Raw genomic sequence first — 12321 nt, 5'->3', positions numbered from 1 at the left:
AACTCATTATACCGGATGGTCAAAATGGAAAGTGCTGTAGATCGCCACGTATTTTATATTTCTGACGGTACCGCCATTACGGCGGAGGTGCTGGGGCATGCCGTGATGTCGCAATTCCCGGTCGCCATCAGCAGCGTAACCCTGCCGTTTGTGGAAAACATCAGCCGCGCGCGGGCGGTGAAGGAGCAGATCGACGCCATCTATCAGCAAACGGGTATTCGCCCGCTGGTGTTCTACTCCATCGTCATCCCGGAAATACGCGACATTATTCTGCAAAGCGAAGGCTTTTGTCAGGATATCGTGCAGGCGCTGGTGGCCCCGCTGCAGCAGGAGCTCAACCTCGACCCGACGCCGGTGGCCCACCGCACCCACGGCCTCAACCCTGGCAACCTGATTAAATACGATGCGCGTATCGCCGCCATCGATTATACCCTCGCCCATGACGATGGCATCTCGCTGCGCAACCTTGACCAGGCGCAGGTGATCCTCCTCGGCGTCTCGCGCTGCGGCAAAACACCCACCAGTCTGTATCTCGCCATGCAGTACGGTATTCGCGCCGCCAACTATCCGTTTATCGCCGACGATATGGACAATCTGGTGCTGCCGGCCTCGCTGAAACCCCTGCAGCATAAGATGTTCGGCCTGACCATCAATCCGGAGCGTCTGGCGGCGATCCGCGAGGAGCGCCGGGAGAACAGCCGCTACGCCTCCCTGCGCCAGTGTCGGATGGAAGTGACCGAAGTGGAGGCCCTGTATCGCAAGAATAAAATCCCCTGCCTGAACAGCACCAACTATTCCGTTGAGGAAATAGCGACAAAAATCATGGACATCATGGGGCTGAATCGCAGAATGTACTAATACACTAGTACATTATTAAAAATTTGTTTATGCTATCACCCGTGGCCTATACAGGATCATGCCCTGCTCTTGCAATAAGCAGGGATTGGTTTATCGTGATGCGCATCACTTCCCGGCATTTTCGCCGCGGAAGAAACAGATTTTTGAGACCCCAATGAATAAAACAGACGAATTGCGTACCGCGCGCATTGAGAGCCTGGTAACGCCCGCGGAGCTGGCCCAGCGCCATCCCGTGACGGCCGACGTGGCTGCCCACGTCTCGGCCTCCCGCCGCCGAATTGAAAAAATCCTCAACGGCGAAGACCGCCGACTGCTGGTGATTATCGGCCCCTGCTCCATTCACGACACCGACGCGGCGCTGGAGTATGCCCGCCGCCTGCAGGGCATGCGCGAGCGCTATCAGCCGCAGCTGGAGATCGTGATGCGCACCTACTTTGAAAAACCGCGTACCGTGGTGGGCTGGAAAGGCTTAATCTCCGATCCCGACCTCAACGGCAGCTACCGGGTCAACCACGGAATTGAGCTGGCGCGGCGCCTGCTGCTGCAGGTTAATGAGCTGGGGGTACCGACGGCCACCGAGTTTCTCGATATGGTGACCGGTCAGTTTATCGCCGATCTCATCAGCTGGGGGGCCATCGGGGCGCGCACCACTGAAAGCCAGATCCACCGTGAAATGGCCTCAGCGCTCTCCTGCCCGGTTGGATTTAAAAACGGCACCGACGGCAATACGCGTATCGCGGTGGACGCCATCCGCGCCTCCCGCGCCAGCCATATGTTCCTCTCCCCGGACAAGCAGGGGCAGATGACGATTTACCAGACCAGCGGCAACCCGTACGGGCATATCATTATGCGCGGCGGCAAACGGCCAAACTATCACGCCGAGGATATCGCCGCCGCCGGCGAGGCGCTGCGTGAATTCGATCTGCCGGAACAGCTGGTCGTTGATTTCAGCCATGGCAACTGCCAGAAGCAGCACCGCCGTCAGCTGGAGGTGTGCGCCGATATCTGTCAGCAAATTCGCGCGGGCTCCACCGCCATCGCCGGGATTATGGCCGAAAGCTTCCTGCAGGAAGGCACTCAGAAAGTGGTCCCCGGCCAGCCGTTGACCTGGGGCCAGTCGATCACCGACCCCTGCCTGAGCTGGGAAGACAGCGAAAGATTATTGAGCGAGCTGGCTGCGGCCACCGCCACACGCCTGTAACCGCTCCGCCCGCCGCGCCTGCGGCGGGCAATTCTCTTCGCTGACTCCCCTACCAAATCCGGTAACACGATAAATAACGCTTGCCGTCAAAAACAACATTATTGATAATGATTATCATTGTTGCCTTGATTTTTATTTTGAGAGCTATGACGCGTATGGATAACACTGCCACAGCTGAAAAACCAAAAGACAATGCCCCTTATCCCGTGGCGACGGACAGAGAGATCAGCAGTCGGGTTCTGTTAGGCAGCGAAGGACGAGTAGTGATTGAGCATGGCGGCCAGCGCTATCTGCTGCGCCAGACCCACGCCGGGAAGTTAATTCTGACCAAGTAAGCGCCCCGCTGAACGCGGGGCGAGGCAAGTTAGCTCGAGCAGCTGACTTCCAGACGTTTCCCCCAGTCCGGCGGGCGGCGGACGTAGTCGTCCTCGCGATCGGTAAAGGGGTCTGCCAGCGCGGCATGCAGGCGCTCCAGCTCGCCCATATCGCCCGCCTCAGCCTGCTCGATCGCCCGCTGCGCCAGCCAGTTACGTAACACCAGCGCCGGATTCACGCCCTGCATCCTCTGCTGGCGCTGCGCGTCGTCCACCTGTTCATCACGCAGCCGCGCACGATACCCGGCAAACCAGCTGTCAAAGGCCGCGCGGTCGATAAACTCATCGCGCAGCGGCGAGGCGGCGCTGAGCTGTTCGCTGTGGCTCAGCAGGCGGAACGTCCGGGTATAGTCGCTCTTCTCGCGGATCATCAGGGCAAACAGCCCGTCCAGCAGGTCGTTATCCCCTTTCTGCTGGCTGAACAGGCCGAGTTTATCGCGCATCCGCTGGCCATAAGCGGTCAGCAAGGCGTGCTGATACTCATCCAGCGCCGCGTTTAACGCTTCAGCGCTGATAAACGGCGACAGCGATTGGGCGAGACGCTGCAGATTCCACAGCCCCACCGCCGGCTGGTTTTCAAAACTGTAGCGCCCCTGATAATCGGAGTGGTTGCAGATGAAGTCCGGTTGGAAATCGTCAAGGAAGCCATACGGGCCGTAGTCGATGGTCAGACCGAGAATCGACATGTTGTCGGTATTCATCACCCCATGGGCAAAGCCCACGGTTTGCCAGCTGGCGATAGTCTGCGCGGTACGCGTGACAACGTCACGGAACCATAACAGGTACTTATCCGCCTCATCCTGCAGCTGCGGCCAGTGGTGGCGAATAACATAGTCGGCCAGTTGCTGGACCTTCTGCGGCTCACGGCGATAGTAAAAATGTTCGAAATGGCCGAAGCGCACATGGCTCTCGGCCACCCGCATCAGCATCGCGCCGGGCTCCACGCGCTCGCGGTAGACCGGGGTATCGCTGGTCACCATCGCCAGGGCGCGCGTCGTCGGGATCCCCAGAGCGTGCATCGCCTCCGACGCCAGACTTTCCCGGATCGTCGAGCGCAGCACGGCGCGGCCGTCCCCCATCCGCGAATAAGGAGTCAGGCCGGCGCCTTTCAGATGCCAGTCGTAACGGCGGCCATCCGCCAGCTGCTGCTCGCCGAGCAGGATCCCGCGTCCGTCGCCCAGCTGGCCGGCCCAGGCGCCAAACTGATGGCCGCTATATACCTGCGCCAGCGGCGACATGCCCGGAAGCAGCGCTTCGCCGCCCCAGACACCGGCCCCGCTTTCAGGCGCAAACAGGGCGTCGGGCACCTCCAGCTGTTGCGCCAGCGGGGCGTTGCGCCAGATGAGTCGGGCGTTATCCAACGGCGTTGGTGACAGGGAAGTGTAAAAGTCCGGCAGTTCATCCCGCCAGTGGGTGGTAAAAGAAAGGGTCATGGTTCCTCCTCTCTCCAGTGTAGTGCCTGGAACAGCGGATTAACACGGGCGGAGTGCAGGGTTATCGGCATAAAAAAGGGAAGCGTTCGCTTCCCTCTTGCTTCTGAATGACGTCAGATTCGCCGCGCCTGCCAGAACTTTTTGTTCCAGTAGACGTTATCCAGCGAGGAACGGGTGACGCCCTGGCTGGTGGAGGCGTGAATAAACTGGTTGTCGGTATCGTAGATGCCAACGTGCAGACCGCTCTCCCCTGAGCCGGTTTTGAAGAACACCAGATCGCCGGGCAGCAGATCGCGCTTATCGATGCGGGTGCCGATTTCCGCCTGCTCGCGGGTTTCACGCGGCAGCTGGAGGGCAAATTTATCGCGAAACGTGCGCACCACGAAGCCGGAGCAGTCAACGCCGCGCGGCGTCATGCCGCCGTAGCGATACGGCGCGCCGCGCCAGCTGCGCAGCTGCTCGTTCAGATTCGCCACCACCGTAATGGAGTCTGCCAGCCGAGGATTCGGCGGCGGTGCCCGATGGCTGCTGCAGCCGGCTAAAATTAACGCCGCCGCCAACATGAACCAGAAGCGCATTTCAGATGATCCCTCTGTCCCTAGTCTCTTTATCGCAATAATTTAGCTTGTTTATCAATATAGTGACAAGATAACTGCGTGCTACTGTGACGCGATGAGCATAATATGACCGGCCACCTCAACGCGCTGGAACGGGATCGCATAGGCGGCGGTTAAATTTTCCTCATTCAGCACCTCGGCGGTCTCCCCGCAGGCGATGGCTTCCCCCTGGCAGAGCAGCCAGCTCTGACCGGCGTGGCGCAGGGTATGGTTGAGATCGTGGCTGCTCATCACCACCGCAATCCCCGCCGCGCTCAGCTCGTGTAACAGCCGATCCAGCGCCGCCTGCTGGGCCACATCCAGACTGTTCATCGGCTCATCCAGCAGCAGCAGCTGACCCGCGGAATTACTCAAGGGATCGATCTGCAGGATCACTGCCGCCAGCCGCACGCGCTGCCACTCGCCGCCCGACAGCTGATTGACCGGACGGCCCAGCTTATTGTCCAGACCAAGCCTGGCCGCGATATCGCTCAGACGGGCGCTATCACCCTGCTGCTGCATATGCAGCGCCAGGTAGTGCCATACCGGCATGGCGAACGGCGGGGTCTGGTGTTGACACAGATACCCGCGACGGCGCGCCAGCTCCCTCGCCGGCCACTTGTCAAGCAGCCGGCCGTTAAAATGAACCGTGCCGGGGCCGTCGGACAGCCCCGCCATGCGGGTCAGCAGCGTGCTCTTCCCTGCGCCGTTCGGCCCCACCAGATGGACAATCTCCCCGGCGCGAAAGGCCGCAGAAAACGGGGCCAGGCGCCCCGCCGTCTCTACATCCTGTAGCTGCATCAGAAACGACATTATTGCGCCAGCGCTCCTTTAATCGCCGCCACCAGCTGCGGATCGTCCGGCGTCATATCCGGCGAGAAGCGCTGAATGACGTTGCCCTGGCGATTGATGAGGAATTTTTCGAAGTTCCACAGAATGTCGTCCACATACAGCGGCGCCCGGCCTTTGCTGGCCATCCGCTCATAAAAACCGCTGCCTTCCGGGGCCACCGCTTTCGGTGCGGCGGCAATCAGTTTTTGATAGAGCGGCGCGCGATGTTCGCCGTTGACGTCAATTTTGCTAAACAGCGGGAAGGTGACGCCGTAGGTGGTGCTGCAGAAGGTCTTAATCTCCTCTTCACTGCCCGGCTCCTGGCCGAGGAACTGGTTGCAGGGGAACCCCAGCACGCTGAAGCCCTCGGCGGCAAACTGCTTTTGCAGATCCTCGAGTTGCTCATACTGCGGCGTCAGGCCGCATTTCGAGGCCACATTGACGATCAGCAGCACCTTGCCGGCAAAGGATGCCAGGGTGGTTTTCTCGCCATCAATGGTCGTCACTTCGGTATTCAGAATGTCATGTTGCATAGCCTGTCCTCAATGGATAAACCGGTTTCCGGTGAAGGTGATCCCTTTCTACTGTAGCGGATTCAGCGCCCGCCATTCTACTGCCATTCCCCCCGAGTTGTCGCATGATGTAACAGCGCTTCGCTGGCCGCCGGCAACATGAAATCCTCTCAATTGGGCCGTCGACCATTTCCGTGTACAGTGTTCCATGAATGTAATATGGTTTCGTTACTTGTTAATTTAAGAGAGTTTTAGTGATGAAGAAGTTGTTTAGCCTGGCGTTAATCGCCACCTCTGTCGCCCTGCTGAGCGCCTGCTCCCCGGATGAAGATAATAAAGTAAAAGTCGCTATCAATACCGGGCCGGACGAAGCCATCTGGAAAGTGGTGGAGCAGGTGGCGAAGGATAAATACCACCTCGATGTCGAAGTGGTCTCCTTCAATGATTATGTGCTGCCCAACGAAGCGCTGAACAACAAAGATGTCGATGCCAACGCCTTCCAGACCCTGCCGTACCTTGAGGCGCAGTCGAAAGAGCGCGGCTATAAATTTGCGGTGGTCGGTAAAACCTTTGTCTTCCCTATCGCCGCCTATTCTCACCGGATCAAAAATATCAGCGAACTGCCCGAAGGGGCGACGGTGACCATCTCTAATGAAACCACCACCCTGGGCCGCAGCCTGCTGCTGCTTCAGGCGCAGGGGTTACTCAAGCTGAAACCGGGCGTCGGCTATTTACCCACCACGCTGGATATCATCGACAATCCGAAACAGCTGAAAATTGTTGAAGTGGATACCCCGCAGCTGACCCGTACCCTTGACGATCCGAACGTCAGCCTGTCAATCATTAACACCAACTTCTCCGCCCAGGCGGGCCTGTCGGCCGCCCGCGACGGTCTGTTTATGGAGGGGCCGGATTCCCCATACGTGAATGCGATAGTCGCCCGCGAGGATAATAAGGACAGCAAGAAAATTCAGGAATTAAAAGCCGCCTTCCAGACCAGCGAAGTCGCGGAAAAAGCGAAGGAAGTCTACAAAGGCGACGCGATCAAAGGCTGGTAAGCCTGAACCGGCGCCGTCCCTACCGACGGCGCCGCGCTATCCCCGCCCCCGCGAACGCAGCAGCAACCAGATAAAGACCGGCGCGCCCAGGGTCGCCGTCACCACGCCAATCGGCAGCTCTGCGGCGGAAAGCGCCAGCCGGGCAATGATATCCGCCCCCAGCAAGGCGCTTGCCCCGGCCAGCATACAGGCCGGGAGCAACACCCGGTGATCGCTCAAGCCGCATAGCCGCAGAATATGCGGGATCACCAGACCGATAAAGCCAATCGCCCCCGCCAGCGCCACGCTAACGCCGACCATCCAGCCGGTCGCCACCACCAGTAATTTGCGCCACAGCCACAGCGGCAGCCCAAGCTGACGAGCGGAGACTTCGCCCAGCGCCAGTAAATTCAGGGGTTGCGACTGCAGACAGACCCAGCAGAGCACCGGCAGGAGGGCTATCATCAGCCACAGCTGTTGCCAGTCGACGCCGCCAAACCCGCCCATCATCCAGTACATTAGCTGACGCAGGTCAAAAGAGGTGGAGAAGTAGACTGCCCAGGTCATCAGGGCGCTGCAGATGATCCCCAGCGCCACCCCCGCCAGCAGCAGACGGCTGGTAGAAAGATGGCGGCGGGCAAAACGCAGCAGAATAAAAGTGATCAGCAGCGCGCCAAAGATGGCACACAGGCCGAGCGCCCAGCCGGGCAAGACTCCTTTGCCCAGCAGGACGGCAGCAATCAGCCCGACGCCCGCGCCGTTGGAGACCCCCAGCAGCCCCGGCTCCGCCAGCGGATTTTCAAACAACGCCTGCATAATCGCCCCGGAGAGCGCCAGCGCCGCCCCCACCAGCAGCACCGCCAGGGTTCGCGGCAGGCGGATCTGCCAGATAAACAGCTGGCCTTTGGCGCTGAGCCACTCGCCGGGCGGGATCCATTGCTCCCCCGCGCACAGGCTGATCAGCAGGGTGACCAGCAGCAACAGCGTTAATCCGAAGAGCCAACGCCGGCTGCGGCGCTGTTGAAGATGGGCGAGAGTCAGCATAGATTCCATTACGCAGGGGGAACAAGAGGCTGATTTTACGGTGGCTGTCGCGGTGAGAAAAGGAAAACCTCACGACCAAACGTCGACGCGGAGGAAAATCTCCTCCGCGTCTGCGGTCGTTCGTCACACCAGAATCTGAAACAGCAGCGCAAAGAGAATGATGTTCGCCACCACGATTGCCCAGCCGTTATAGAGCATATATTTCAGATGAGTAGACTGCGCCAGCCCCATCTGGCCGAACATATCTGATGAGGGAAACGGCCCGAACCAGTCCACCTGGGATGAGGCCAGCAGCACGGCGGTGGTCCCCTGGGGCGGCACGCCGGCGGCCATCAGCATCGGGCCAAAGATTTTATGAGTAAAGGTCATCTGGGCCACCGCCGCACCGGGCACATGGCCGATAATATTGAACGCGAAGATGCTAAAGCACAGCCAGGCCGGGGAGATCCCCTCCAGCAGCGGTTGGGTATACTCCAGCAGCCCCTGATAGGCGTGCAGGCCATCCATCAGCTCAAGGATCGGGTTGTACAGCCAGTAGAGAATAAACATCCACACCAGACGGCCGCAGCCGTGATACAGGGCCTGAAGGATCTGCGTCGGTCGCAGGCCGCCTACCAGGCCGGTCATCAGGGCCACCAGCAACATCACGATTATCGCGAAGCTGAAGCCGGCTTTAATCACCACGCCAACGATCGCCATCACGATGATGGTCGCCGCGAAGGCCAGCGCGCTTAATTTACGCCGACGCTGCTGCGCGGCGCTGAGATCCTCTTGCGGCTTTTCCGCGAGATCGACGTCATAGCGCAGTTTGCCTTCGGTCATCTTCTGGATCCGTCCCGCCATTACCCAGCCGGCCAGCAGCGTGACCGCGCTCATCGGCAGACCAACGTACAGCAGATAGTCCGGATAGCTCAACCCACCGAGGCTGAGGATCGTCACGGTACTGGGGGTGAAAGGCCCGGTAAACAGCCCAACGGAACCGGCGGTCATCATCAGCGCGGCGACCGTTGGCGGGGTTAAGCGTACCGCTGCCGCCACCGGAATGATTACTGCCACGATAATGGCATTGCCACCGGCCATAGTGCCCAGCGAACCGCAAATTAAAATCGATGACGCCACAATGCCGAATTTCACCCGCGTCTGACTCGACAACCCGATGCGATGGACGACAAATTTTACCAGCTCAACCGCTGCGCCGGTGCGGGTGGCCACTTCCCCCACGCCGGCGCCGAGCATAATGATAAGCCCAACGGTGGCAATAAATGACCCGGTGGATTTCGCCAGCATCGTGCCCATTTCCGGCAGGCCGGTCGAGGTCATTATCATGGCGATAATAATCGAGGAGATGACCGCCAGCACAATATCAACGCCGATCAGCGATAATATCGCTAGCGCCACCAGCGGCGTAAATCCCAGCAGACCAAGCTCGCTGCCTGGTCGACCGTGGCACCACAGCGCGATCAACACGAACAGCAGCAATAACAGACCAATAATAACGTTTTTCCGCGTGATATTTTGTCTGACAGGCGCATTGCCTGTGAGCGTTGAGTCACTCATAACACTCCTTAATGCCAATCAATCCGACCATGATGGTCAGGTGGTGTATGGGGGCCTGCTCAGAAAATATCCTCCCTCTTTTTCATTATTGATTGGCCGCGGCCTGAGGGTTTGTTTGGGTACAAAGGAAACGATTCTGAGAGCGTAATATGCCGCCATTGGGCGGGGTCTACAGCACAAGATGTAACCAATGCGCTGATTGGTGATTAAATCTATGTTAACTTAGTGTTAGTAGAAAATGACTTTTTATCGGTAGGCTATAACCCTGAGTTAACTGTTCATGAAACTGCGTCATCTGGAAATCTTCTATGCCGTCATGACCTGCGGCTCTTTATCGCGGGCGGCGGAAGCGCTCAATATCTCCCAGCCCGCGGCCAGCAAAGCGTTAAAAAGCGCCGAAATGAAGCTGGGTTTTACCCTGTTTCAGCGGGTGCGCGGCAAGCTGCTGCCGACCAGCGAGGCGATCACACTTTTCGAAAAAGCGCAGAGCATTTATCAGGACCTGGACAACCTGCGCCTGCTGGCCGACAACCTGGCTCGCGATCCGCGCGCCAAGATCACTTTAGGCTGTCTGCCAAGCCTGGGGTTAAGCCTGGTGCCGGAGCTGGTGACCGACTTTTATCAGCAAAACAGCAACCTGGTGATGACGCTCACTACCGAGCACACCGAGACGCTGGTCAAAAAACTGGATTTGCGCGAGATAGATTTGGCGCTGACGCTACAGCCGGTGCAGCAGGGAGAGATCCTGACCACCCTGATTGCCGAAGTACCGCTGGTGTACATCGACCGTCATTATCGTCAGGGGGCGGTGGAGATCGACCAGATCGACCAGCAGCGCTGGATCTCGCCGGGACCGCACTCGCTCTCTGCCGCCATCGCCACCCGTCGCGACTTTTCCACCACCCGGCTAAACGTCCAGACCTACTATATGGCCACCGAGTTCGTGAAGCGCGGCATGGGCTGCAGCATCACTGATATCTTTTCCGCCCAGCACAACCTGGCCCCGGAGATGATCCATCCCATTACGCCGCCGATGGCGATTAACCTCTGTCTGTTACGCCGGGCCGACGTTTCCCTGAGCCCGATGGCGCAAAAGTTCGTCGATTTTCTCTGCCAGCGTCTGCGCCAGCAGCTCAAGGAGATTAACCTGCGGTTATACCCTGACCATAAAAAGTCAATTGCGCCGCTGGGGTAAATGCTTTGACATAACCCGATAAATTTATCAGCGGTGGATATATCGGGTTATGAACAAACGCATTGTCATTATCGGCGGCGGCGTGGTCGGTCTGGCCACGGCCTGGGAACTGATCAAGCGCGGCCATCAGGTGCAATTACTGGAGCGCAATGCCGAACCGGGCAGCGCCACCAGTTTTGCCAACGGCGGACAATTAAGTTACCGCTACGTCGCCCCCCTTGCCGACAGCGGCGTTCCCCTGCAGGGAATGAAATGGATGGGCAAAGCCGATTCGCCGCTGAATATGCGTCTCAGGATGTCTCTCCAGCAGTGGCGCTGGCTGCTGCAGTTTCTGCGCGCCTGTAATAACCAGACCAATAAAATGAATGGCGACCATATTTTACGCCTGTCGTTGCTCAGCCGTCAGGTCATGCAGGCGTGGCGGGATGAGGATAATCTTGCCGATTTCCACTGGCGGCGCAGCGGAAAATTAATTATCCATCGTCGCGAATATGATTTTAATAAAGCAGCAAAAGGGATTGATCCTCAGTATCAGCAGGCGCTGAATGCTGAAGCCTGCCTGCAGCTGGAGCCGGCGCTCAAACATATTAGTCCTTCTCTGCAGGGCGGAATCTATTCGCCAGGCGATGAAACGGCAGATTGTCATCAGTTCTGCCTTGCCCTGCTCGACAAGCTCAATGCCAGCAGCGACTTTAGCCTGCTGACCCAGTGTGAGGTGCGGCGACTCAATAAGCGCGGGGGACGCATCAGCAGCCTGGAGACCAGTCAGGGGACCCTCACCGGCGATGAGTATGTCGTCGCCGCCGGTAACGGCAGTGGTTCTCTGCTTGGGCATCTGGGGGTTCGCGTGCCGCTGTGCGCCCTGAAGGGGTACAGCCTGACCCTGCCCTATCCTGAAAAAGCAGGTATTGCCCCTGACATCAGCGTCACCGACTACGGGCACAAAATCGTTTATGCCCGCCTTGGCCAACAGCTGCGTATCGCGGCGATGGTGGACATCGGCTACGACGGCGACGAACTGCGCGAAAGCCGCATTCAGGCGCTGAAAAACATCGTCGCCCGCAGCTTTCCTGAACTGGAGGGGCTGGACGAGGCCGAAGTCTGGACCGGCATGCGCCCGTCAACGCCAGCTGGCCCGCCGATGCTGGGGCGCGCCGGATACCCCAACCTGTGGATGAACCTCGGCCAGGGTAGCCTCGGCTTTACTCTCGCCGCCGGCAGCGCGGTGGTGCTGGGCGCGTTAATCGACAATCAGATGCCAGACATTTCTTTAGAAGGTCTCACATGGAAACAAACCGCATGACAATTATTCGCAATAATCCACAACCTCGTCTTGCCGCCAGCGTTGCGTATGGCGATCTGCTGTTCCTCTCCGGGCAGACGCCAAAAAGCAATGAAGACGATATCGTTTTACAAACCCGTGAAGTACTGGAGAAGATCGACGCGCTGCTGGCCGCGGCCGGGAGCGATAAGCAGCACATTCTCTCCGCGCAGATCTGGTTGAAAAATATCGAGCGTGACTTTGCCGCATTCAATGAGGTGTGGGTGCAATGGATGCCGGAAGGCTATAGCCCGGCGCGAGCGGCCGTGCAGGCGGAGATGGCGCGACCAGAAATCCTGGTGGAGATCATGCTCACCGCCGTCAAAGCGTAAAGATTGACAGAAAAGAAAAAGGCCGCAATG

At 58.7% G+C, this 12321-nt stretch carries 13 protein-coding genes; 7 read left to right on the top strand and 6 right to left on the bottom strand.

Translation table 11 applies throughout. From position 1 onward, the window contains the following. The first annotated feature begins 24 nt into the window (after positions 1–24). The 3 genes from ppsR (at position 25) to hemP (ending at position 2394) form a co-directional block, all read left to right on the top strand. Complete coding sequence (ppsR, locus tag ACR809_RS10515; protein WP_002909061.1) at positions 25–858, top strand: posphoenolpyruvate synthetase regulatory kinase/phosphorylase PpsR; 834 nt, start codon at positions 25–27, stop codon at positions 856–858. A 154-nt stretch (positions 859–1012) separates the two neighbouring features. Further along, complete coding sequence (aroH, locus tag ACR809_RS10510) at positions 1013–2059, top strand: 3-deoxy-7-phosphoheptulonate synthase AroH (RefSeq protein WP_004180369.1); 1047 nt, start codon at positions 1013–1015, stop codon at positions 2057–2059. A gap of 155 nt (positions 2060–2214) precedes the next feature. Further along, complete coding sequence (gene hemP / locus ACR809_RS10505; protein ID WP_014343179.1) at positions 2215–2394, top strand: hemin uptake protein HemP; 180 nt, start codon at positions 2215–2217, stop codon at positions 2392–2394. Between the two features lie 29 nt (positions 2395–2423). On the opposite strand, the gene selO is transcribed toward hemP, so the two are convergent. The 4 genes from selO to ACR809_RS10485 all read right to left on the bottom strand — a co-directional run bounded on the left by selO (position 2424) and on the right by ACR809_RS10485 (position 5826). Continuing rightward, the gene (gene selO, locus ACR809_RS10500) at positions 2424–3866 is read right to left on the bottom strand and encodes a protein adenylyltransferase SelO (RefSeq protein ID WP_122051223.1); all 1443 of its coding nucleotides are present in this window, start codon (positions 3864–3866) and stop codon (positions 2424–2426) included. Positions 3867–3979: 113 nt separating this feature from the next. Next, a complete protein-coding gene (locus ACR809_RS10495) occupies positions 3980–4444 on the bottom strand; it encodes an NlpC/P60 family protein (RefSeq protein ID WP_002909082.1) in 465 nt (154 codons plus the stop codon). Positions 4445–4525: 81 nt separating this feature from the next. Next, positions 4526–5275 (bottom strand): vitamin B12 ABC transporter ATP-binding protein BtuD, encoded by a 750-nt coding sequence (gene btuD / locus ACR809_RS10490; protein ID WP_122051222.1) that lies wholly within the window; start codon positions 5273–5275, stop codon positions 4526–4528. Further along, a complete protein-coding gene (locus ACR809_RS10485; protein WP_004175610.1) occupies positions 5275–5826 on the bottom strand; it encodes a glutathione peroxidase in 552 nt (183 codons plus the stop codon). The genes btuD and ACR809_RS10485 overlap by 1 nt, the downstream gene beginning before the upstream one ends. A 236-nt stretch (positions 5827–6062) precedes the next feature. On the opposite strand from ACR809_RS10485, the gene ACR809_RS10480 reads away from it, so the two are divergent. Further along, entirely contained in the window at positions 6063–6863 is an 801-nt protein-coding gene (locus ACR809_RS10480; protein ID WP_002909085.1) for a MetQ/NlpA family ABC transporter substrate-binding protein, read from the top strand. A gap of 36 nt (positions 6864–6899) precedes the next feature. Here ACR809_RS10480 and btuC read toward each other — a convergent pair whose 3' ends face one another. Together btuC and ACR809_RS10470 are read right to left on the bottom strand one after the other, a co-directional pair. Further along, positions 6900–7886, bottom strand: a complete 987-nt coding sequence (gene btuC / locus ACR809_RS10475) for a vitamin B12 ABC transporter permease BtuC (protein WP_004151850.1) — start codon at positions 7884–7886, stop codon at positions 6900–6902. Between the two features lie 123 nt (positions 7887–8009). Beyond that, positions 8010–9443 carry a gluconate:proton symporter gene (locus tag ACR809_RS10470; RefSeq protein WP_004184568.1) on the bottom strand — a complete coding sequence of 478 codons (1434 nt, stop codon included), beginning with the start codon at positions 9441–9443 and terminating at the stop codon, positions 8010–8012. 280 nt (positions 9444–9723) lie between these two features. Between ACR809_RS10470 and ACR809_RS10465 the strand changes: the two genes are divergently transcribed. From ACR809_RS10465 to ACR809_RS10455, 3 genes are read left to right on the top strand one after another with little or no spacing between them, the layout of a single operon-like run. Next, a complete protein-coding gene (locus tag ACR809_RS10465) occupies positions 9724–10638 on the top strand; it encodes a LysR family transcriptional regulator (RefSeq protein ID WP_002909089.1) in 915 nt (304 codons plus the stop codon). A 37-nt stretch (positions 10639–10675) separates the two neighbouring features. Then, the gene (locus tag ACR809_RS10460) at positions 10676–11941 is read left to right on the top strand and encodes a D-amino acid dehydrogenase (protein ID WP_322962240.1); all 1266 of its coding nucleotides are present in this window, start codon (positions 10676–10678) and stop codon (positions 11939–11941) included. After that, positions 11938–12291, top strand: a complete 354-nt coding sequence (locus ACR809_RS10455; RefSeq protein WP_002909094.1) for a RidA family protein — start codon at positions 11938–11940, stop codon at positions 12289–12291. Before ACR809_RS10460 ends, ACR809_RS10455 begins: the two co-directional genes overlap by 4 nt. Positions 12292–12321: the final 30 nt, after the last annotated feature.

This window comes from Klebsiella sp. CD33, assembly GCF_051992865.1.
GTDB lineage: Bacteria > Pseudomonadota > Gammaproteobacteria > Enterobacterales > Enterobacteriaceae > Klebsiella > Klebsiella pneumoniae.
Note: the sequence above shows the minus strand (reverse complement) of the source record. Positions and strands in the feature narration are given on the sequence as shown.

Coding starts and splice junctions, on each gene's coding strand:
- ACR809_RS10465 (WP_002909089.1), top strand. CDS start 9,724: ATGAAACTGCGTCATCTGGAAATCTTCTATGCCGTCATGACCTGCGGC.
- ACR809_RS10470 (WP_004184568.1), bottom strand. CDS start 9,443: ATGAGTGACTCAACGCTCACAGGCAATGCGCCTGTCAGACAAAATATC.
- ACR809_RS10455 (WP_002909094.1), top strand. CDS start 11,938: ATGACAATTATTCGCAATAATCCACAACCTCGTCTTGCCGCCAGCGTT.
- aroH (WP_004180369.1), top strand. CDS start 1,013: ATGAATAAAACAGACGAATTGCGTACCGCGCGCATTGAGAGCCTGGTA.
- ACR809_RS10485 (WP_004175610.1), bottom strand. CDS start 5,826: ATGCAACATGACATTCTGAATACCGAAGTGACGACCATTGATGGCGAG.
- ACR809_RS10495 (WP_002909082.1), bottom strand. CDS start 4,444: ATGCGCTTCTGGTTCATGTTGGCGGCGGCGTTAATTTTAGCCGGCTGC.
- btuC (WP_004151850.1), bottom strand. CDS start 7,886: ATGCTGACTCTCGCCCATCTTCAACAGCGCCGCAGCCGGCGTTGGCTC.
- selO (WP_122051223.1), bottom strand. CDS start 3,866: ATGACCCTTTCTTTTACCACCCACTGGCGGGATGAACTGCCGGACTTT.
- ppsR (WP_002909061.1), top strand. CDS start 25: ATGGAAAGTGCTGTAGATCGCCACGTATTTTATATTTCTGACGGTACC.
- btuD (WP_122051222.1), bottom strand. CDS start 5,275: ATGTCGTTTCTGATGCAGCTACAGGATGTAGAGACGGCGGGGCGCCTG.
- hemP (WP_014343179.1), top strand. CDS start 2,215: ATGGATAACACTGCCACAGCTGAAAAACCAAAAGACAATGCCCCTTAT.
- ACR809_RS10480 (WP_002909085.1), top strand. CDS start 6,063: ATGAAGAAGTTGTTTAGCCTGGCGTTAATCGCCACCTCTGTCGCCCTG.